The organism is Paenibacillus ihuae (assembly GCF_001368795.1).
GTDB classification, from domain to species: Bacteria; Bacillota; Bacilli; order Paenibacillales; family Paenibacillaceae; genus Paenibacillus_AQ; species Paenibacillus_AQ ihuae.
This window is the reverse complement of record NZ_LN831198.1, coordinates 2,300,039-2,319,960: the sequence shown is the minus strand read 5'-3', so window position 1 is coordinate 2,319,960 and position 19,922 is coordinate 2,300,039. Positions and strand designations below refer to the sequence as shown.

The window sequence follows — 19,922 nt, the reverse complement described above, 5'->3', positions numbered from 1 at the left end:
GCTTGTCATCCTTAATCACCAGCTTCTTATAGACTCCTTCGATCTCATCCTGGTAGCGGAGCGCCCTGGAACCGGGCTGTTCGGTAAACTGGCCTGCTGAGAATACATCCACCCCGGAAACCTTCAGCTTGGTTGAGGTGATGGAACCCGCGTAGCCTTCGGTCTGTACCCCCGCCAGTCTTTTGGCGAGAACAGCTCCTTGTTCATATAATGGAGCAACCAGCCCATATGCGATCCCCCGGTGCTCTGCACATTCCCCTACGGAATACACGCCGGGAGTGTTAGTTTCCATATAGTCATTCACGATAATGCCGCGGTTGATCTCAATTCCGCTTTTGCGGGCCAGTTCTACATTCGGTTTAATGCCCACGGCCATTACAATCAGGTCCGCTTCTGCAACTTCTCCGTCGGCAAACAGCAGGCCCTTCACTCTCTTTTTGCCGAGGATGGCTTCTGACTGCTTCTTCAGAAGGAACTTCATCCCCTGCTCTTCCAGCTCTTTGCGGAGCATCACGGATGCTGCTTCATCCAATTGGCGTTCCATAATATATTCATGGATATGGACAACAGATACCTCCATCCCCAGATGCAAAAGCCCTCTGGCCGCCTCCAGTCCCAGCAGCCCGCCGCCGATCACCAGTGCTTTCCGGTGGGTCTTCGCTGTCTCCTGCATAATTTGGGTGTCCTTAATGTCACGGAATGCGATCACACCCTCCTTTTCAGCTCCAGGCAGCGGCAGCATGAACGGATTAGAACCAGTGGCCAGGATCAGCTCATCATAACTGGCTTCAATGCCTTTATCCGTGTACACTTTTTTTAAGCGGGTATCGATGGAAGTTACAGTATGTCCTGTATAAAGCCGGATGCCATTACTGTGGTACCACTCCAGATCATTGATGATAATATCGTTCATAGAAGCTCCGCCTGCAAGGACAGAGGACAGCATAATCCGGTTATAATTGGGATGCGGTTCTGCACCGAATATTGTAATTTCATAAGCTTCCGGGGCTAATTTCAATAAATGCTCGATCGCTCTTACCCCCGCCATTCCATTGCCGACCATGACCAGTTTTTTGCGTAAAGTAGACATATGTCTCTCTCTCCCCTCTCCATGTAGACAACAGAAATAGCCCGCTTCACCCCGCCCGGAAAAATAGTTTTACCGTTGCGATATTGTGAGAGCAGGCGCCATTGCCGCTTCGACCGAATACATCGTTGTACTCGCCGTAATAATGAATTTGTTAAATCGACTATACTACAGCACCTCGCTAAACGTCAATAATTATGACATATAAATTTTAAATTATTAAATCCATCGACAAAACAATGTATTTTGTGTTATATAATATAACATCCAATCAATTGGCGGTATACTTCAGCTATTATGCCTCGATCATTACGATCTAAAAGGAGCGTCACGCTATGCATTCCCTGCTCTTGATTCATAACGGCAAAACAGAGAACGACATAGAGGCGCGCTCAGCACAGAGTCCGGACGGCATTCTTAAGTCCTGCGGGTATGTGGTCGGAGTAGCCACTGACCAGGAGCAGGCTGTAGGAATGATCCGGGATATTGACGCCTTCATTCTGAATATGCCGATTACCGAGATTAATCTCTGGAGAGAAAAGCTTATCCGGCACAAAATCGCCCCGGTTCTCTGGTGGTGCACCTCATCTACCGCAAACTTATCCGTATCTGCCTGTGGAGATGATATTATGGTGGATGGTATTCTCTCCCCTTCTATGCTGGCCCAGGAGATCCATTGGATTCTTCATTTCAGCTCCAGACAGTGCTTCGAGCGTCATCAGTGGCTGAAAGAGAAGGAACAGCTGCTTGCGCGGATCGAGGAACGCAAATGGATCGATATGGCCAAGGGCATTCTGTCCAAAGCCAAAAACATCAGTGAATCCGAAGCCTACGACCTTTTGCGTAAGCAGGCGATGAACGAACGTAAACGTATGGTGGATGTAGCCACTTCCATCGTCAAAGTCTATCAGCTGCTGCAGGATCAAACTTAAGGAGAATCCGACATGATTAATATTCTAAAAGAAGTCGCCAGAGGCAAACGCGGCGCGCGGGATTTGAGCTACGAAGAAGCGCTCGTTGCAGCAGAAGCGATCCTGGGGCAGACGGCCTCTCCTGTGCAGATCGGAGCCTTTTTGATCGCTGAACGGATCAAGCTGGAGAGTATTGAAGAGCTGGAAGCTTTTGTGGCCGTCTGCCGTAAGCTTGCCCGCCGTGAACCGGTGCTGCAGGGACTCGATTGCGCAGGACCTTATGACGGGCGGAAGCATTCCTTCATCGCAACTTTTCCAACAGCTTTTCTGCTATCCGCTGCAGGTGTGCCGGTTACCCTGCATGGTACAGCTTCACTTCCGCCAAAATGGGGCGTTACCTTACAGGATATGATTCAGGAATCCGGCATAGATATTTCCAGGCTGACACCGGGGGATGCCATTGAAGCGGCAGCCGGCAGCGGTGTACTCTTCGCCAAAGCTGAAGACTGGTGTCCCCCGCTCGGTGCGCTCCGCCCGCTAAGAGAGGATATCGGAATGAGAACCATCCTGAATACCGCAGAGAAGCTGATTGACTATTCCTGCTCCCCTTATATCGTGTTCGGGATTTATCATAATACCGTATTTGACCGCCTCTCCAGACTGATCATTAAGCTCGGGTATCAAAAAGGACTGATTGTCCAGGGGGTTGAAGGCTCCGAGGATCTCTACATTGACCGTCCAAACCGGGTGTACACCATAACTGGCGGCCAGGCCCAGCTGGATATCATCGATCCGGAGTCCCTTGGACTTGAAACGGAAGTTCCTGAACTGGAATGGACGGCCCTGCGCCAGCTGCAAACGGCGGAAGAGGTTCTCCAAGGCGGCGGGCACATGGCCTTTTACAACCAGACCCTGCTAAATGGCGGAGCCAGACTCTTTCTTGCCGGCAAGGTGAATTCCATTGAAGAAGGCGTGTACACCTGTAAGCATCTGCTCGATAATGGCGAGGCCTGGGCGGTATACGCGAAATGGAAAAGCCTGCTTCACGGCAGCAAAGCAGCTTCGCTGGGACAAGTGTAGCCGGAAGCGCCGTATGACACAAAAATATAAGCCATAGCTACCTGGAATTCAGGAGGCTCTGGCTTATTCAGGTTAAGATTCTTTAGTCCATATGCAGGGCCTGCCGCCGCTGGCCGGACTTGACTTTATCCTCAGGCTCAGCCTCATGGCCTCCGCCTAATTTGAAGAGCAGAATGCCGCCAACGATGACCAGTACACCCAGCAGCTGATTAAGGGAGAACGGAACCTTGGTCAGACCCAGCCACCCTAGTGAATCCCATAACAGCGCGAATCCTAGCTGAGAGGTCAGTACAATGGAAATCGCATAAGTAGCACCCAGCAGCTTGGTAGCCTGCACGAGACAGATTACGACTCCTACACCGATAACGCCGCTGAACCAATACCAGGCCTGCATATGCTGCAGTGTGAACATGCCTGCTCCTTGCGTAATTAGCCCCATAATTAGGGAAGCGATGAAGCCCATGCCCAGGACTAGTGTGGTAGTGGTCCATGATCCCGTATGTTCATTCACCTTACTGTTAAAAATATTCTGAAGGCTTACCAGCGATCCCGCAAATAAAGCCAATAGTAGTCCAAGTATCATTTTGCAAAACTCCTTAGTTAACGGTTATGTTATTCATAAATATTGCGGCGGGCCATAGCACTGAGTCCCTTCCGGTCTTTCACTAAAATGACCCCTTTGCTTCGTTCGGTAAGTCCGTCCCGGCAGAACTTCTGCAATACACGGTTCAAATGTCTATAGCTGGTGCCAATGAAATCGGCCGTATCCACCAGATTGATTGTCTTAAGCTGACCGGTAAAGGAAGGATCTGATTCATCAAAGCTGATCGACAGCAAGTAACTGGCCAGCCGCACCTCCACCGGATGCATCAGATTGAGGCTCAGAAAATCCGATTTACGGTAGAACTTCTGCGTGATAATCTCCAGCAAAAACTGCAGCAGCGCGGGGTTATCCTTGCCGTATTTCTTCAGCCAGGCATAGGGGATGCCGAGCATGTGCACCGGGGATACAGCCTCAACGGTGTTGAGCATCTCAGTCCCCTGAATATATTCAACATCCCCAATCACTTCAAGCGGTATCTTAAAACAGATAATCAAGGTTCTGCCCTCGGCTGTTGTCGTATAAATTTTCAGCTTACCCTTAACCAATATATAGAGCGTTCCTGCCGGATCTCCTTTAGAACAGATACATTCGCCCTGATCAAAATTGTAGAGCGATAAATGCTCAACTAAGGGCCCGGTAAAAATCGCTTCCAACTGGTGATCCTTCATATAGGAGTCTAACAGCTGGCGGTCTTGAATTTCTTTCATCGCAGAGCTTCACCTCCGGCTGCGTCTCAGAATTTGAGAATAATGACACCGGCAATCATCATCCCGATGCCAAGGAACTGCGGCAGCCGCATTTTTTGCTTAGCCACCCCGAACCATCCGTTAATGTCAACCAGAAAGGTCAGAAACAGCTGAGCAATCAGCAGCGCTGATATACTGAAAGTAACTCCAATGTTCTGAATGGCTGTAACTTCACTGAAAATAATGAATGCGGCCAGTCCGCCTCCGGTCAGATATAAGGGTTTCACTTTTCTTAAGCCCTGTTTCTTACCATCCCGCACCAATAGCAGAATGGCCAGCGCCATAATGAAACCGGTAAGCTGGGTTATAGTCGCCGCCTGCCATGTACCGATATCCTGGCTGATTCGCGCGTTCGCAACCCCTTGCAGCGTAATACAAGCTCCTGCAATGAAGGCAAATATAATTCCTTTCATATGCTTCTCTCTCCTCTATGTGTTCTCTGCTTTAATTAAATGACATCCTGCGTAATCCGTGAAGGACATATGTCCTAAAGTACAATTTCAGATCAGCCACATAAGTAAACGAAAGCCCGTCTCAAGCCTTAACAGGCTGAAACGGGCCATATCTGGTTACATCAAATTAGAGCAGCTTCATTTCATGCAATTGGTCAAAAATAAGCCGGCTGACAGCGGAAACTTTGTCCCTGTCATTATAACTTAGCCAGGCCAGTTCAGCGATTTCCGCTGCCGGAGATAATGTCCCGCTATAATCCGCAGTCAGACAGGTCATTTGGACCTGTACCCCTGCCTCTTTACCGTGTGCCTCTGCGGCAAATTTGCCGAACAGCTGAATGGTGTCCGGCTGAATATGGACCGTTAATTCCTCTTCAATTTCGCGGATTAAGGTCTCGTTATCGGTTTCACCGGCTTCACGCTTGCCGCCGGGAAAATAATAGGTATCTTTGCCATGGGAACGTGCAGTTAATACTTTACCCTCCACAAGGTGAATCCAAGCGATCTTGTCTATCATTGCAATCATGGAAATCCCCCTCCGAATCTTGGCTTTGCTCTAATGTAAGAGTAAAGCAACATCAGGAGCTGAGGAAAGGACATATGTCCTGATTCATTCAGGACTTCGGAATTTACCGCTGCAGCTTGACATGCATATGCCGCTCTGCTTCATCCCAGGGAACCGAATAGGCTTGTCCTTTCGCACAAAAAATCGAAATTGAGCTATATGCCGGATCGGCATTTTTATCATATTGTTTATGTGCAATCACACTATCCGCCTGGTGACAGTTCTGATACCCGGCCACCCTTAGGGACAATGAACCTTTCCCCTGTGTCAGTGAGGCTAGTCTGACCGAATAGTTCATGAATGTCGCAACAGGTACTGTACCGGTAATAATAGCAGTCTGCTCTGTTATTTCAGGTGCGGTAAAGCTCCCGCTTGCCTGCTGGATATCTGCCATTACTTTGCCCACATAATCGGTATTTATCCTGATCTTGAGGCCATAGACCGGCTCCAACAGTATATTCTCCGCCTGCTCCAGCCCTTGGCGTAAGGCGCGGAAAGCTGCTTCCCGGAAATCCCCGCCGGAAGTATGCTTATTGTGGGCTCTTCCGTTCAGCAGGGTGATGCGAAGATCGGTCAGCGGTGATCCGGTAAGCAGGCCGTGATGGCCGTTATCCTGGAGAACCTGCACAATCTGGTGCTGGTAGCCGACAGATAAGTCATCCGGATGACACTGATTATAAACAGAGATTCCGCTGCCGCGTTCACCGGGTTCAAGCTTAAGAATCACCTCTGCATAATGTCCTAGCGGCTCAAAATGGCCGCAGCCGTAGACCGTATTGTTGATCGTCTCCAGATACAGAATTTCCGGATCGCCGAAGGAAACCGGAATATTGAACCGTTCGCGCAGGATCTGCTCCAGAATCTCCAGCTGGATTTGTCCCATGACATGAATATGCAGCTCCTGCAGCGCTTCATCCCAGCTGACATTGAGTGACGGGTCTTCCGCACCCAGCTGCTGAAAGGCATGAAGCACTTCTTTAAGATGGACCGGCGGCGCAAAATTCACTTTAGCTTTCAAAGTAGGCATCAGCTCACTGCTCAGATGATCCTGCAGCGCCCCGACACCTTCGCCCGGCATAGCGGCTGTCAGCCCCGTAACTGCAAACAGCTCACCGGCAGCCCCCCAATCAGCAGGAGCTGTCTTTGCCCCATAAATTTTGTGGATCCTGGTAATCCGCTCTGTGATCACTTCCCCGGCACGGCCGTTAGTAAGTTCCTCTCTTGCTTTAAGCACGCCTTGCAGCGCTTTAATATAGGTAATCCGTGTACCTCTCTCATCATGACGGATCTTATAGACCCTCCCGGCAAAAGGCAGACGGTGATCATATCCGGTACTTGTTAATGCTTCGAGATTTCGGAGAAAGCTGTCCATACCTATATCCAGCAGCGCAGAACCCGCCATACACGGGAAGATCTTATTTTGTTTGACCATTGTGAGGAGTTCTTCCTGCCATGCAGAATCACTCAGGCTTCCGTCGAGATAAGCCTCGAACAGCTGTTCATCTCGTTCCGCCATAAATGCCTGTAGCTCTTCTCCTGCTCCGGCAGCTTCCAGGTCAGGCAGCATAACGGCATCTCTGCTAAGCTGTTGGCGGATTTCGGCTAGTACCCGCTGCGGATCGGCGCCCGTACGGTCAGTTTTGTTGATAAAAAAGAAAGTCGGTATGTCATGCCGCCGAAGCAGCTGCCATACCGTTTCTGTGTGGCCTTCTACTCCCTCAACGGCGCTTACAATGACCACGGCATAGTCCAGAATTTGGAGCGCGCGCTCCATCTCCGGCGAGAAATCGACATGACCCGGCGTGTCCAGCAAAAAGTAACGTGAATCTCCTATGCTAAATTCAGCCTGATCGGCAAATACCGTGATCCCGCGCGCTTTTTCAATGTCATGCGTATCTAAAAAAGTATCTTTATGGTCCACCCGCCCCCGGCTGCGGATCGCCTCCGTATGGTAGAGCAATTGCTCTGCAAAGGTTGTTTTTCCCGCATCGACATGAGCAAGCAGACCAATGGTTGTATTTCTTGGCATAACTTGCGCTTATACACCCCCGCGGATGTGTGGAGCTACATCACTACTGTAAAACCGGCTCAAACGCTGCATTTCTTCAGCTGTGAAGGATGGTACTTCCCCCGCCGCCAGATTATCAGTTACCTGAGCTTCATTCTTAAAGCCTGGTATGATGCAGCTTACAGCAGAATGATCAAGAATCCAGCGCATCGACGCTCTTGCCATATTGCCCCGCCCTTCACTGATCCACTCCAATTGGGAGGCCAGCTCCACGCCCTTGAGGAACGGCAGACCGGCAAAGGTCTCCCCGACATTGAACTGCTCACCGTTCGCATTGAAGCTGCGGTGATCATTCGGCTGGAAGGTGCTGTTCATCCCAAACTTCCCGGTAAGCAGCCCGCTGGCAAGGGGCAGACGAACCAGAATCCCGGTACCCTGAGCTTCTGCCCGCGGCAGCAGTTCAAGCGCAGGCTGCTGGCGGAACAGGTTAAAGATAACCTGGAGTGATTCTACACCCGGATACTCCAGACATAGCAGCCCCTCTTCAATCGTTTCCACACTGACGCCGTAATGGCGGATTTTGCCCTCGGCTTTTAGTTGATCCAGCACTGCAAATACGCTTCCATCCTGCAAAATCTCAATCGGCGGGCAATGGATCTGATACAGATCAATCGCCTCACGCTGCAGTCGGCGCAGGCTTTGTTCAGCATACTCACTAACCGTTCGCTTCGAGTAAGTTTCAGGATCATGAATATCGCCGGCACGGCAAAACTTCGTGGCAATATGTATTTGCTCTTCTTTACCTTTGGTAGCCTTGGCCAGCAGCTCTTCAGCATGTCCTGAACCGTAAACATCTGCAGTGTCGAAGAAATTCACGCCTTGTTCAATAGCGAGTGAGAGCCCTTTCAGTCCATCCTCGTCACGGCTTGTCCCCCAGTCGCCGCCAATGGCCCAAGTGCCAAAGCTGACTTCACTGACGGATAATCCGGTATTTCCAAGCTTGCGGTAATTCATATGATTGCCTCCCGGAGTTTTAGATTTGTTAATTCACATTGTCGCATTGTTATCGCTTTCATCAACTTATTGCTTTCTGAATCGGAATAGACTTAATAGTAGTGTACGTCTTACAGTCCACTCTAAGTCAAGGTCTTTTCGAATATTTCCGTCTGAAACAAAATAATTATGATTTTCAATTATCGGAGCTCACCTATACTTCTCCCCAATAAATCTCAGTTTCATAATCGAATGGAACAACACCATCCTGATTATTCCTGTCAAAAAGTTTTCCCAGCTCCGTCATCATTGGATCGTAATTCGGATGCCCGGGTACAGGACTGTAGGAAGATGATAGCAGCCGGCCTTTTAAGCCCTCGAAATCGAACTCCTGACTCATTCTGAATCGAACTTCTTGCATCGTACCTTCCTTGAAAAACGAGAGAAGCTTCGTCTGAGAAATATTTTTATGATTAACCTTCTCGTAGTCAGTTCCGTATGTATAAAGCAGTTGATCGTATTCCTCACGAAATGGGGTACCGTTTGTAAGTCGGGAATTCCAGAGTAGTATTACTCTACCCCCCGGTTTTAGAATTTTGCGGAACTCGGTCTGTGCTGCTAAGCGATCAAACCAGTGAAAAGCCTGTGCGCATACAATAAAATCAACGGACTGATCCGATAACCCTGTGGATTCTGCTGACCCTGAACTAGTCTGAAAGTTCGGTTTGTCTGCGAGCATGTGCTCGGCGGCTACCCGCATTGCCTGATTCGGCTCGATTGCGGTCACATAGCTTCCGCGTTCGAGAAGCAGCTTTGCAAAGATCCCTGTACCTGAACCGATGTCTGCTATTTTACTGTTCGATCGCAAACCGACGAAGTCGTACAAATAATCAATAGCCTCTTTCGGATAGCTCGGGCGGTATTTCAAATACGAATCGACCCGGTTCGAAAACCTCTCTCTATTGTTCATCTTTCGCCACTCTCCCGTTTTTCATTAGTTTCATTAAGTGAAGTAAACTTCATTACTCTACTTTTCTCTCTTTATCTTAGAATCCCTTCCTGTTTATTCCATTATCCTTCTAGGACAAGAACATGCATAGTTTGGCGCGGTTCCTGTGATGCATTTTTGGTCAATAAAAAGACCGCTTACCATCACTGGAATTGATACGCTTCGTTTTTATGCCTAGTATGATGAAAACGACGTAGATTACGATGGCAATCGAATCGATAAACGAATCAGTAAGTGCCGAAATGTCGTAAAATGCTGTTATCCCCAGAATGACCAGAAGGCGAACAATCAGGATCGCCACGATCGTCCAAGCAGAGAACCGGATTTTCAATTGCTCACTTTGGAAAGACATTAAAATAAAAACGATACCGAAGACAAGATTTTCTGCCGTGATGATGTGCCAGACATACATGAATATTATTCGGGTATCCATGGCTATCTCATTTACGTTGAGCGACGGCAACACAGCGGAGTACCCGTTCCATGCATGCGTAGCGGCAAATAGAATCGCAAGAACGCCAGCAATGAGATAATAAAAATTCCTAATCTTGATGTCCATGACATTCCTCCTCTGATAATCCCGGCTTCTTCTCTCGACTAGGCTGATACATCTCCCTAACGACCTCTTTCAAGTGCTGATCATTTTCAAGAGTAAAGTCCCTCAGCGTTTCGGCTGCTGCATCGAGCAAATGACAGACCTTTTCTAAATGGGCAATCTTCTCGCGAATTACTGCATTCTTGGCATCGAAGAATGCAGCAACCTCCTGTAAATAAATAGGATCTGAATTCTCCAGCCTGTGAAACCCGAATTTCCCCTTAATTTCCTCAAGAGAGAAGTCTGCATACTGCATGATTTGAATATTCATTAAGTCGATAAGGTCGTTCTTCGAATACCTGCGGTACCGATTGTCGTCCCTTGATGGCGATACGATTCCAATACGGTCATAGTACCTTAGGGTATCCTTAGGGATTCCAAGTATCAGCGAAACATCTTGTATAGAGTAAAGTTTTTCCATGAATTCAAAATAACATTGGAGTAAACTCCAATGTCAAGTCATTTTCTATTAAGGTCTCTTGTTCTAACATGTTTATCAAATTGCTCCTGAAAGGTTTACTTTACTGAATATCATACTGCAAGCAGTTACCATTGCCACAGGATGGCCGGTCATCTCATACGAGAACAAATGGACGTAGCATGGAATATTTTAGGTAGATTTGTTCGTGGATAAATGGTACATTATCAAGGCAGCAACAGAGCGGGTGTTCGTATTATCGGAATATGCGCTCAGCCTCATATAATTAATAATGGGAGATGGTACCGGCATGGACAAGAAATCGGTTTATCGAACAAATATTATAGGTGCTGGCGCAGTTGGCAGCGCTATTACGGTCGAGATGGACAAACATTCTATACATAAAACAAACAGCATCTTTTGGGATACAAAAGGAAATGAAATCTTAGGAGCTACCGCGCTTCCTTTGTATGGAGCCTATGTTTCCGAAGAGAAGTGCCAGCTTTTTGGCGATGTTTCAGGAACAAAGGTGCTGGAAATAGGCTGTGGAAGCGGGCAGTCCCTGCTATACATGGGGGAACGCGAAGCATCTGAACTATGGGGTACCGATATATCAGCAAAACAAATCGAAAAGACATCGCAACTTTTGACGTCCCGCGGTCATTCAGCCCACTTGATCTGTTCTCCCATGGAAGATGAATGTGGGATTCCGGAGAATTATTTTGACTTCGTTTATTCGGTTTATGCCATAGGCTGGACCACCAACCTTGAGGGTACCTTTAACCGGATCGCTTCTTATCTGAAAAAAGACGGCGTCTTTATATTCAGCTGGTCTCATCCTATACACAAATGTGTTGTTGCAGACAATAATACGCTTACTTTTAAAAAGTCTTATTTCGATGAATCCTGGTATACGGTATCGCTTGATGAAGGTACCCTAACCTTGTCGGACCGTAAACTATCGACCTATTTGAATGCACTCGCAAAAGCGGGATTTGTCCTTGAGCAATTAATTGAGGAATCAGATGATGACCTTATGCAATCGCGGGACGATAACAGTGATTTTGCCAAAAAAGCAAAGATGCTGCCTGTTACTTTTGTAGTCAAAGCAAGAAAACTATAGTATCCAGTGGCTTAATCATGACTAGAAACTTTTCATGATCATTGATGTTCTTAAAACCATTTGTTGTATTCACGACGCACCACCATCTTAAGATCACGAAAGGATCGGCCGCGATGCGGTTAGGTGGTGCGGTGTATACGGTTGAATTTGCTTACCTGCTAGTTTCGGTCCGCAGCGTTAAGTGCAATGTGTTAGTGATGTTTATGTTTTCCTAAAATACTAAAATCCTTGGTCTTTGTTTGCTTTTTCCATATTATAGTCAATCATAATTTCAGTTACCTCTTTGTTCGTGTTTATATTAAAAATTATTTTTTTATTATTTTTAGTATAGGTCACGCTTTCTTTATTCTCTAAATTTGGTATTCCATAGGTTTCTATTATCTCCTCATATTTAGACCCAACCATGATCCCTCTTGAGGTGGCAGCATGGTTTAAATCAATTCCAGCAATATAATCCCCTTCACTTGGTTCTAAGGAACCGCCCATTATTGATATTTTTATTTGAGGTTCTTCCTTATTAGGATAACTTAACACCCAACGCCGGTATCCATTTTCAGGACCTTGACTTACTAATCCATAATTATTCTCGATATCATCTTCTGAATAACTCAGATCATTATATATATTTTCAATATTATAGTTGTCATTAATTGTTATACCTTTGTAAACAACATAAAAGTCTTCAGCTGTTAATGGTTTAATATCTTGATTTTGTACATTACTTTGTGAGCATCCTGTGAGCAGAATAATTAATAAAAATAATAGTGAATTTATCTTCATGGATTTCTTGCCTCCACTTATTATCTGTTTCATCTTTCGTTCTTGTATTCTCAAACACTCACTAGCATTTAGAGCATTAGCACTGGGTCCACCAGACTTACCCAGCACAAGGTTTTCTGATGATTACGTTCCCTGCAATGCCCCTCGCAGACCAAAGAAGTCAGGCTCGAGAAGTGAAAAGTACGTTGTTAGCTGATGTTATAAGTTTGTTTGAATTACTACCACATTTCTTTTTATGCTAGCTACTATCCTGCCCGTCGAATGATTAATGCAGATTTGACCCTTCATACTTTTCTTTTTTTAAAGAAGAAATACAGTAGAGCACCCGTCACCAATAACAAAAGAACAGTTGATGTAATAAGTATCGGAAAGTTAATGGTGAAACCGAAGTCACCTTGAAACAGATTGTCTTTTGATGGTTCAGATTCTAATAAATTATATTTATCCATTAACTTAGCTTTTCCCCTCAACATTTTGCATTAAATTTGTATTGTGATGTTTAGATATATCTAGTATTGTTTAGTAGTATCCAACTCAGCACTTCAGGTCATCACATCCAGAAATACAATATAGATTATACACTATGCAGGTTGAAAGGAAGGATGAATAATGAAGATCAGCGCCAGAAACCAGTTTGAGGGCACCATCGTCTCCATCGAAGAGGGACAAGTAAATGCTAAGGTCCTTGTGGACACCGGCGGACAAAAGCTTACCTCTATTATTTCTGTAGAGGCTCTGCACGATTTGGAGCTTAAAGAAGGCTCCACTGTGACCGCAGTCATTAAGGCATCCTCCGTATTATTGATGGCATAATACTAGAAGAGCATGGTGAAAAATAACCTGAACCTTCGTCTAAAAGGGTTCAGGTTATTTTATGTTAAGTCCAGCATAACTGATCAGTAAATTGCACTATGGATTATGAATCAGAATATCCATGGATTGATGCTATACTATCAGCTGCTATTGACGTTTTGCAAATTCATAGAATGCCAAGGCCTGCTCCCAGGTAGGAAAGCCTGCCTGAGCCATCTTGTCACTGCCCCCGCCTTTTCCCTGGAACTCCCCTAAGTTGGCTTTGAAAAAGCCTCCGCAGGACAGCCCGGCATTTCCGCTATGTGCATACACCACTTTATTCTCGGCAGCTGACAACAGCAGCACCGGCAAGTCCGTGAGCGCTGTCAGCTTAACCGCCAGACTCTGCAGATCTTTAAGCGATCTCTGTTCAAAAATCTGCGCAACCATTGCGCTGCCAGGCTCCTGTGATGCCAACAGTTCGGCCGCAGTATAGAAGTCATTCTGCTCTTTAAGGGCCGTGAGCTCCGCCAGAAGCAGCTTCTGCTCCTGCTCCCACTTCTCAATCCGGTCCACAATTTCATCCTTGCCGGTATTAAACTTCACGGACAAGGCGCTAAGGATACGGGCATAAGTATTGAATTCCTCCAGGGCACGCCCTCCACACTTAAAGGTAACACGGATATTGCCCTTCTGCTTCTCAGATCTCAGCAGCTTAATCATGCCGATAGCCCCTGTAGAGGAGACATGAGTTCCTCCGCAGGCGTTATACTCGACCCCTTCGATCTCCACAATCCGGATGTTCTCCGTTACTTTGGGCTGCTTCACCAGCGGCAGGCGGGCCAATTCTTCCTCACTGACTATATAACTGGTGATGCTGCGGTTCAGATAGATTTGCCGGTTAACCTCTGCCTCAACCTCATGCATCCGTTCCATAGACAGCTCCGGAAGCTCGATATCGATCGTCGCATAATCGCTCCCCAGGTGGAAGCTCAAGGTCATTGCCTGGCATCGCTCAAGGAACATCGCGGACAACAAATGCTGGCCGCTGTGCTGCTGCATGTGATCCAATCTTCTCTCCCAATCGATCCGGCAGCTTACCCCTGGCCCGGCAGGCAGGCTCTCAACCTTATGGAGTACTTCTTCCTCCTCCAAAATAACATCCAGCACAGGAATGTCATCAATAAATCCGGTATCACAGGGTTGTCCGCCGCCGTGCGGATAGAATGCTGTGTCTTTTAAAATCAGGTAGAGCCCGTCCTCCCTCTCCACGATACGGCTGACTTCAGTCTTCCATTCCTTAATATATGCGGATTCGTAATATAACTTATTAGTCATTAATCTGTTTCACTCCGTTTCTCTCTCCCTCTTCGGATGCACCGAAGAAACGTTCCATAATAATATAGTCTTTCCCGCCTTTATTGAAAGTCCGGTCTGTAACAGCCAATCCGAACCTCTGATAAAAGGCTGCTTTATGGCTTCTGGCATTACAATAAATCCGCTTCACACCAGAGCTTTCCGCTTGGTTCAGCACATGCTGCAGCAGTCTGCTCCCATACCCTTTGCCTTGCTGTGATTCCAGGGTAGCAAATTTGCGGAATTGAGCTTCGTTACCATCAATAAATAGAGAGATTACTGATAACAGCTGTTCACCTTCGAAGAGCCCGAAATGTAACCCGGCATCGTCATCCTCCAGCTTCACGTAGTCCAGCTCACGCTCCGGCCACATGACTTCGTGTCTTAGCTGCCAGGCCGCTTCCTTATGTATTAACGTGATCTTCAATCCATCACCTCAGCAAGAGTGTGTCTTTAGTGAATCGTATCCCAAATTTGCTTGCCGATCAAGATCACAGTCACTGTAATAAAGAGCGGCCGGATGTATCCGGCTCCCTTACGGATCGCTACCTTCGAGCCGATAATCGCACCAGCCACCATAGGTACACCCAGCAGCAGACCATAATAAAAGCTGACAGAACCAAGCGCGATAAACGTGAGCAGACTGGAGATATTGCTGGCAAAATTCAGAACCTTGGCATTGCCGGCGGCAGTTACAAACTCAAAGCCCAGCATCAGAAAAGCAAAGATCAGAAACGATCCGGTGCCCGGACCAAAAAATCCGTCATAAAACCCGATAACAAGCGCCACAATAATGCCAATCAGACGTGTTTTTTTGCTGCTGCCGGAGAAGGTGGACACATCCCCCCATGATTTTTTGAATAAGGTATAGATCGTAATTACAACCAGCATAACTATGACAAGCGGCTTCAGAAACTCCGAGGGTACCTGCCTGACAGTAAATGAGCCTGCCACTGCCCCAATAATTGAAAAGGGAATGAGCAGCTTCAGCAGCTGAAAGTTGATTTTCCCGGAACGAACAAACGAAGCGGTGCTTGTAAACGAACACATTGTACCGGCCAATTTGTTGCTGCCCAGCAGCAGATGAAGGGGAATGCCTGCGGACAGCAGGGCCGGAATCGAGATCAGCCCTCCGCCCCCTACAACAGAATCTATGAATCCGGCCAAAAATCCGCAAACCACCAAAACGATGATCATTCCTGTACTTATATGGTCCATGCTTACTTAAATCCTCCTGCTATGTATTTTCCCGCCTCAATAAAAAAGCAGCAGGATCATCTCCTGCCGCTCTCTTACTCCCTTTATAGCGGAAGTGTCACTTATAAGTGTTCTGTTCATTCTTCTTATAAGTCGTCTTATCATCCATTAGAGCTTCCTTGCGGACATCGAGCTTCTTCTGCTCCATTTGCTGGGCCTGCTGGCTGGTAACCGGCGTTTGGTCCAGCTCCTCAACGGTGTTGATCAGGTTCTTGTCCGGTTTATAGTCATTTGTCACTGTGCTGCCTCCTTAAGTGTAAACTTAATGGTTCAGCTTATTGTGGCAATCCGCAGCCCGGATTATTCTCTCTATTCTTCGGAATCGACATTGTGATATACCTGCTGTACATCATCAAGTTCTTCCAGAGCGTCGATCAGCTTCTCGAATTGGGCTTCGGCATCTTCCGGAAGGGTTACATAGTTCTGAGGCAGCATAGTCAGCTCAGCAACGGTGAAGTCAGTGATACCGGCTCCGCGCAGAACTTCCTGAACCGCATGGAACTGGTCAGGCTCTGCATACACGATAACCGCTTCATCCTCTTCCAGCACATCGCGCACATCTACGTCCGCTTCGATCAGCAGCTCCATAACTTCTTCGGCAGATTTGCCTTCAAGTCCGATAACAGCCGTGGTGTCAAACATATACGTTACCGAACCGCTGACGCCCATGTTTCCGCCGTTTTTGCTGAATGCGGAACGCACAAGCGGAGCTGTACGGTTCACATTATTGGTCAATGCATCGATGATGATCATCGAACCGCTTGGACCGAAGCCTTCATAACGCAGCTCAACATAGTTTTCGTCGCCGCTGCCTTTCGCTTTCTCCAGCGCACGGTCGATGATAGCTTTAGGTACATTATACGTTTTGGCACGTTCCAGAACGACCTTAAGTGCACGGTTCGACTCCGGATCCGGCTCGCCTTTCTTGGCTGCTACATAAATCTCAACACCAAACTTGGCATAGATCTTACTAGTATTGGCATCCTTGGATGCTTTCTTTTCTTTAATATTATTCCATTTACGACCCATAGTGTTCCGCTCACTTTCCAACATTAATTATAAACAGTCCGTTCTATTATACCTCTCCCGGGACGATCCCGTAAAGTCCAGCAGACTGAGCAGACGTTCCGTTCCTACAGCCTGGATCAGTGCGGGAATCCGCGGGCCTTCTGACTGATGCAGAACAAGCTGATATATCAAGGCAAACAGGCGTTTCTGATTGCTTCTCATCATCTTTTTGTCATCATGGTGACAAATGGCGTAAACTCGTCTCATGAACTCTTCTTCCTCTAATTCTTCTTCTCTCAACAAGCCGCAAAAAGCGTTAATCCACTCCTGCTCAGCAGCTTCAAGTGTATTATACAAAGCCCTATCCTGACTTTCGTTCACCGTGACTAATCTTTGTGGAACAAACTGTCTGATCCAATGCCCGGCCCGTGCTGCCGTTTGCTGAATGATCTCCTCGGAGTAATCCTCACCGCCTTGCCGGAGCAGCTCCTGCAGGACTTTGCTGTCAAAATTGATCAGCGGCAGCAGACTGGATACCTGACTAAAGCTTGGTGCATGAGGTTCGGTATCCTGCTTAAGTGACAGCTCCATGGCTGTGCGTAAATCATGGTCAGTCAGCGTTCCGGCGTCATATGCTTTGCGGTATCTTTCGAACTCCGTGTAATTACGCAGAACATCCTCATCAAGCCCAATTCTAAAAGCGGTATTCGGATGATATTTGGCAAACAGGAACATGACCGGCTCCGGCCCATACACCTCCAGCAGATCGGCAGGCGTGTAATTATGGCCGGAAGAGCTGGACATTTTGGCATGGCTGCCTTTGATGCTGATGAATTCATAAGGCACGTAATACGGCTGCTGATTCCCGAAGATTCTCTCCGAGATCACCTTGGCGACATTATAGCTGCCCGTTTCAGAGGAGTGGTCCCGGCCTCCCGGCTCGAACACGACCTGCTCCATTCCCCAGCGCATCGGCCAGTCGATTTTCCAGTGTAGTTTGATATTCGCCGCCTCTGGAACGTACAGCGTATTATAACAGCCGCATTTGCAGCTATAGATTATGTTCTCTGAGTCTTCATCAAAAGCATGGACACTTGTTGTATCCTTCCCGCAGCGCTCACAGTATACTTGTACCGGATAAAAGGCCGCCCGGGCCTCCTCCGTTGCTTTTCCGGTTTTGAACATCATCAGGATGTCGTAAATTTCTGCTCTATTGCGCAGTGCGTGCAGAATAGCCGGATTATACCGGAGCGATTGATACTCACGGCTCTGATAAATGAACTCGGGAACAATCCCGAAGGCAGCCAAAGCCTGTTCAAATTCCTGCTCATAATGCTCCGCATAGGAGACATGACTTCCGCAGGGACAAGGCACCTTGGTATAAGGCAAGCCGATATATTGTTCATAAGAAGGATCAAGCTGTGCAGGAACCTTGCGGAACCGGTCGAAATCATCCCAAGAGAAAATGAAACGTACTTCTTTACCGGATTTCTTCAATGCCTGCGTGACCAAGTATGTGGTGACGATCTCGCGAAAGTTCCCGATATGCACAGAACCCGACGGGCTGATCCCTGATGCGCATACAAAGGTCTGGCGCTCAGGATGGTTTTGGATTAAATCGTTTGCGTATTTTTGTGCCCAATGCATGTTAACGCTCCTCTGTCATTAGTATTGGAAAAGCAAAAAAGCTCCCGCCCTCAAGATTGTTATCTTGAGGACGAGAGCTATGAATAGCGTCGTGGTACCACCTCTGTTCACGGACATGTTGCCAGGCCCGCCTCTTCAGGTACGGCCATTACGCTTATACCCTATCTCTGTAACGGGAGATCCCGTCATACCATCCTTGAGCTATATTTCCTTGCCCAATTCCGTATGCAGCTCAGAGACTTTATTCGTTAAGCACATTGCTGCTCCATCTCACCACCCTGGAGCTCTCTGGGAACAACGTTATCTTAAGTACTCTTCTCGTCATCGCTTTTCGTATACAATTAAGATTATTTAAACATGGATGTCCAGGCTTTTCAAGTTAAAGTTCGAAGAAGAATCTTTTGAATAGTCCTAAGTACCTTTTCTCCGCCTGGATATCTGTGATAAATGTTTTACCGTCTTTGATGTCCGGGATACTGTAAACAGAGAACAAAATATAATTATCTCTTTCAGCAATCGAGTTCAGCAGTGGTCTGGCCAGCAAATCTGTAGCCCCGCCCGGCAACCAGTTCCCCAGCTTGTCATGCAAGTTGTCCGCAGCAAATTCGGAAAAGTCCTCTCTAGTCGGATTCAATACAGCAAGTGCCACCAGCAATAAGCCAACCACGATAAGAACATTTCTGAATTTTCTAGTCTTAGTATTGCGAACAGCATGCTCTTCAACAAACGGTTCCATGTCATCCCCCCTGCTAGAACCATACTTCATTTGGGAGTTTATGTAAATAAAGATTGCCATGCAGATTGTTTTTAAAAGCGAAGAGTTCAGAAGTACATTAACCGGAATATATCTTATATTCAGCAATTCCTCTTTCTGCTAGACTAACTTAAACATAGTCATAAAAGGTGTTATTTAACTAATGCATCGCGGGAAAATACCTCCTTATTCTTTTTGATACTGGCTATGGTGGTTACTTTCGCCTTGTTTGTTATTATATTGCGCGAGACTTCAGAGTTAGATGAAATTTACGCCCGACAAGACTTTTACATGGAAAGCGATATTCTCGATCTTATATTTACAGAAGTATATTGCCTATCGATGCCGAGTAGACAACAGAAAAGGTGAAAAAATGAGTACAATTGGTAGAATGTCCGAAATTATCGGTCTTGCACAAATACCGGATAGAATAAAATTTATTCGCAATTCAGTTATTGATTGTGATGCTTATAGAAGAAATATAATTGAATATGAAGTAAACGGACGTATCATACCTGCCTTCCTGCTTATTCCAAAAGGTAAAGCTCCGTTTCCAGCAGTTTTGGTTAATCATCAACACCATAGTCAACGGAATTGGGGTAAAAGTGAAGTTTGCGGATTGGTTGGTGACCCATTACAAGATTTTGGAAGCAAGCTTGCTTGTGCAGGTTTTGTAGTAATTGCGCCAGATGCAATATGTTTCGAGGAACGAAGAGTAAATGCGAGAGGCACTGAAG

22 protein-coding genes, 1 pseudogene and 1 other annotated feature are annotated in these 19,922 nt (G+C 46.8%); of the genes and pseudogenes, 5 read left to right on the top strand and 18 right to left on the bottom strand.

The genetic code is table 11. The features are described from left to right. On the bottom strand, window positions 1-1,090 hold a 1,090-nt coding region (locus tag AQR02_RS31225), incomplete at its 3' end, for an FAD-dependent oxidoreductase (RefSeq protein WP_148449149.1). 332 nt (window positions 1,091-1,422) lie between these two features. On the opposite strand from AQR02_RS31225, the gene AQR02_RS10485 reads away from it, so the two are divergent. Beyond that, window positions 1,423-2,019, top strand: coding sequence for an ANTAR domain-containing response regulator (locus AQR02_RS10485; protein ID WP_054940516.1), 597 nt, complete (start codon window positions 1,423-1,425; stop codon window positions 2,017-2,019). Window positions 2,020-2,031: 12 nt separating this feature from the next. After that, window positions 2,032-3,078 carry an anthranilate phosphoribosyltransferase gene (locus AQR02_RS10480; RefSeq protein ID WP_054940515.1) on the top strand — a complete coding sequence of 349 codons (1,047 nt, stop codon included), beginning with the start codon at window positions 2,032-2,034 and terminating at the stop codon, window positions 3,076-3,078. Window positions 3,079-3,160: 82 nt separating this feature from the next. On the opposite strand, the gene AQR02_RS10475 is transcribed toward AQR02_RS10480, so the two are convergent. The 9 genes from AQR02_RS10475 to AQR02_RS10435 all read right to left on the bottom strand — a co-directional run bounded on the left by AQR02_RS10475 (window position 3,161) and on the right by AQR02_RS10435 (window position 10,471). Next, a complete protein-coding gene (locus AQR02_RS10475) occupies window positions 3,161-3,661 on the bottom strand; it encodes a DMT family transporter (protein ID WP_054940514.1) in 501 nt (166 codons plus the stop codon). A gap of 29 nt (window positions 3,662-3,690) precedes the next feature. Continuing rightward, entirely contained in the window at window positions 3,691-4,389 is a 699-nt protein-coding gene (locus AQR02_RS10470) for a Crp/Fnr family transcriptional regulator (protein ID WP_054940513.1), read from the bottom strand. 26 nt (window positions 4,390-4,415) lie between these two features. After that, on the bottom strand, window positions 4,416-4,841 hold the full coding sequence (locus AQR02_RS10465; protein ID WP_054940512.1) for a DMT family transporter: 426 nt from the start codon (window positions 4,839-4,841) through the stop codon (window positions 4,416-4,418). Window positions 4,842-5,007: 166 nt separating this feature from the next. Beyond that, window positions 5,008-5,406, bottom strand: a complete 399-nt coding sequence (locus tag AQR02_RS10460) for an NUDIX hydrolase (RefSeq protein ID WP_054940511.1) — start codon at window positions 5,404-5,406, stop codon at window positions 5,008-5,010. Window positions 5,407-5,509: 103 nt separating this feature from the next. Then, entirely contained in the window at window positions 5,510-7,474 is a 1,965-nt protein-coding gene (locus AQR02_RS10455) for a GTP-binding protein (protein ID WP_054940510.1), read from the bottom strand. A 9-nt stretch (window positions 7,475-7,483) separates the two neighbouring features. After that, window positions 7,484-8,467, bottom strand: coding sequence for an aldo/keto reductase (locus tag AQR02_RS10450; protein WP_054940509.1), 984 nt, complete (start codon window positions 8,465-8,467; stop codon window positions 7,484-7,486). A gap of 193 nt (window positions 8,468-8,660) precedes the next feature. Next, window positions 8,661-9,416, bottom strand: a complete 756-nt coding sequence (locus AQR02_RS10445; protein ID WP_054940508.1) for a class I SAM-dependent methyltransferase — start codon at window positions 9,414-9,416, stop codon at window positions 8,661-8,663. Between the two features lie 160 nt (window positions 9,417-9,576). Continuing rightward, complete coding sequence (locus tag AQR02_RS10440; protein WP_187388773.1) at window positions 9,577-10,014, bottom strand: hypothetical protein; 438 nt, start codon at window positions 10,012-10,014, stop codon at window positions 9,577-9,579. Continuing rightward, the gene (locus AQR02_RS10435; protein WP_054940507.1) at window positions 9,998-10,471 is read right to left on the bottom strand and encodes a MerR family transcriptional regulator; all 474 of its coding nucleotides are present in this window, start codon (window positions 10,469-10,471) and stop codon (window positions 9,998-10,000) included. Before AQR02_RS10435 ends, AQR02_RS10440 begins: the two co-directional genes overlap by 17 nt. A 307-nt stretch (window positions 10,472-10,778) precedes the next feature. On the opposite strand from AQR02_RS10435, the gene AQR02_RS10430 reads away from it, so the two are divergent. After that, the gene (locus AQR02_RS10430; RefSeq protein WP_054940506.1) at window positions 10,779-11,591 is read left to right on the top strand and encodes a class I SAM-dependent methyltransferase; all 813 of its coding nucleotides are present in this window, start codon (window positions 10,779-10,781) and stop codon (window positions 11,589-11,591) included. A 219-nt stretch (window positions 11,592-11,810) separates the two neighbouring features. Here AQR02_RS10430 and AQR02_RS10425 read toward each other — a convergent pair whose 3' ends face one another. Further along, the gene (locus tag AQR02_RS10425) at window positions 11,811-12,479 is read right to left on the bottom strand and encodes a PDZ domain-containing protein (protein WP_159067734.1); all 669 of its coding nucleotides are present in this window, start codon (window positions 12,477-12,479) and stop codon (window positions 11,811-11,813) included. Window positions 12,480-12,980: 501 nt separating this feature from the next. Between AQR02_RS10425 and AQR02_RS10420 the strand changes: the two genes are divergently transcribed. Continuing rightward, the gene (locus tag AQR02_RS10420) at window positions 12,981-13,184 is read left to right on the top strand and encodes a TOBE domain-containing protein (RefSeq protein WP_054940504.1); all 204 of its coding nucleotides are present in this window, start codon (window positions 12,981-12,983) and stop codon (window positions 13,182-13,184) included. Window positions 13,185-13,331: 147 nt separating this feature from the next. Here the strand turns inward: AQR02_RS10420 and AQR02_RS10415 are convergent, their stop codons facing one another. The 7 genes from AQR02_RS10415 to AQR02_RS10385 form a co-directional block, all read right to left on the bottom strand. Beyond that, complete coding sequence (locus tag AQR02_RS10415; RefSeq protein ID WP_054940503.1) at window positions 13,332-14,501, bottom strand: alanyl-tRNA editing protein; 1,170 nt, start codon at window positions 14,499-14,501, stop codon at window positions 13,332-13,334. Continuing rightward, the gene (locus tag AQR02_RS10410) at window positions 14,494-14,946 is read right to left on the bottom strand and encodes a GNAT family N-acetyltransferase (RefSeq protein WP_245237294.1); all 453 of its coding nucleotides are present in this window, start codon (window positions 14,944-14,946) and stop codon (window positions 14,494-14,496) included. The genes AQR02_RS10415 and AQR02_RS10410 overlap by 8 nt, the downstream gene beginning before the upstream one ends. A 26-nt stretch (window positions 14,947-14,972) precedes the next feature. Then, window positions 14,973-15,737, bottom strand: coding sequence for a TSUP family transporter (locus AQR02_RS10405; RefSeq protein WP_054940501.1), 765 nt, complete (start codon window positions 15,735-15,737; stop codon window positions 14,973-14,975). Window positions 15,738-15,834: 97 nt separating this feature from the next. Next, complete coding sequence (locus AQR02_RS10400) at window positions 15,835-16,014, bottom strand: hypothetical protein (RefSeq protein ID WP_054940500.1); 180 nt, start codon at window positions 16,012-16,014, stop codon at window positions 15,835-15,837. A 71-nt stretch (window positions 16,015-16,085) separates the two neighbouring features. Continuing rightward, on the bottom strand, window positions 16,086-16,805 hold the full coding sequence (locus AQR02_RS10395; RefSeq protein WP_054942064.1) for a YebC/PmpR family DNA-binding transcriptional regulator: 720 nt from the start codon (window positions 16,803-16,805) through the stop codon (window positions 16,086-16,088). Window positions 16,806-16,832: 27 nt separating this feature from the next. Beyond that, window positions 16,833-18,431, bottom strand: coding sequence for a lysine--tRNA ligase (gene lysS / locus AQR02_RS10390; protein ID WP_054940499.1), 1,599 nt, complete (start codon window positions 18,429-18,431; stop codon window positions 16,833-16,835). Window positions 18,432-18,494: 63 nt separating this feature from the next. Further along, window positions 18,495-18,765, bottom strand: a binding site (T-box leader). A gap of 45 nt (window positions 18,766-18,810) precedes the next feature. Next, window positions 18,811-19,167 (bottom strand): hypothetical protein, encoded by a 357-nt coding sequence (locus AQR02_RS10385; RefSeq protein ID WP_054940498.1) that lies wholly within the window; start codon window positions 19,165-19,167, stop codon window positions 18,811-18,813. A gap of 391 nt (window positions 19,168-19,558) precedes the next feature. Here AQR02_RS10385 and AQR02_RS10380 point away from each other — a divergent pair. After that, a pseudogene (locus tag AQR02_RS10380) lies at window positions 19,559-19,922 on the top strand (hypothetical protein); the annotation flags it as partial.

Bases quoted from the DNA above. Each gene is read 5' to 3' on its own strand.
- AQR02_RS10440 (WP_187388773.1), bottom strand. From the start codon at position 10,014: ATGGACATCAAGATTAGGAATTTTTATTATCTCATTGCTGGCGTTCTT.
- AQR02_RS10420 (WP_054940504.1), top strand. From the start codon at position 12,981: ATGAAGATCAGCGCCAGAAACCAGTTTGAGGGCACCATCGTCTCCATC.
- AQR02_RS10465 (WP_054940512.1), bottom strand. From the start codon at position 4,841: ATGAAAGGAATTATATTTGCCTTCATTGCAGGAGCTTGTATTACGCTG.
- AQR02_RS10435 (WP_054940507.1), bottom strand. From the start codon at position 10,471: ATGGAAAAACTTTACTCTATACAAGATGTTTCGCTGATACTTGGAATC.
- AQR02_RS10480 (WP_054940515.1), top strand. From the start codon at position 2,032: ATGATTAATATTCTAAAAGAAGTCGCCAGAGGCAAACGCGGCGCGCGG.
- AQR02_RS10450 (WP_054940509.1), bottom strand. From the start codon at position 8,467: ATGAATTACCGCAAGCTTGGAAATACCGGATTATCCGTCAGTGAAGTC.
- AQR02_RS10485 (WP_054940516.1), top strand. From the start codon at position 1,423: ATGCATTCCCTGCTCTTGATTCATAACGGCAAAACAGAGAACGACATA.
- lysS (WP_054940499.1), bottom strand. From the start codon at position 18,431: ATGCATTGGGCACAAAAATACGCAAACGATTTAATCCAAAACCATCCT.
- AQR02_RS10415 (WP_054940503.1), bottom strand. From the start codon at position 14,501: ATGACTAATAAGTTATATTACGAATCCGCATATATTAAGGAATGGAAG.
- AQR02_RS10430 (WP_054940506.1), top strand. From the start codon at position 10,779: ATGGACAAGAAATCGGTTTATCGAACAAATATTATAGGTGCTGGCGCA.
- AQR02_RS10475 (WP_054940514.1), bottom strand. From the start codon at position 3,661: ATGATACTTGGACTACTATTGGCTTTATTTGCGGGATCGCTGGTAAGC.
- AQR02_RS10445 (WP_054940508.1), bottom strand. From the start codon at position 9,416: ATGAACAATAGAGAGAGGTTTTCGAACCGGGTCGATTCGTATTTGAAA.
- AQR02_RS10385 (WP_054940498.1), bottom strand. From the start codon at position 19,167: ATGGAACCGTTTGTTGAAGAGCATGCTGTTCGCAATACTAAGACTAGA.
- AQR02_RS10405 (WP_054940501.1), bottom strand. From the start codon at position 15,737: ATGGACCATATAAGTACAGGAATGATCATCGTTTTGGTGGTTTGCGGA.
- AQR02_RS10470 (WP_054940513.1), bottom strand. From the start codon at position 4,389: ATGAAAGAAATTCAAGACCGCCAGCTGTTAGACTCCTATATGAAGGAT.
- AQR02_RS10460 (WP_054940511.1), bottom strand. From the start codon at position 5,406: ATGATTGCAATGATAGACAAGATCGCTTGGATTCACCTTGTGGAGGGT.
- AQR02_RS10395 (WP_054942064.1), bottom strand. From the start codon at position 16,805: ATGGGTCGTAAATGGAATAATATTAAAGAAAAGAAAGCATCCAAGGAT.
- AQR02_RS10455 (WP_054940510.1), bottom strand. From the start codon at position 7,474: ATGCCAAGAAATACAACCATTGGTCTGCTTGCTCATGTCGATGCGGGA.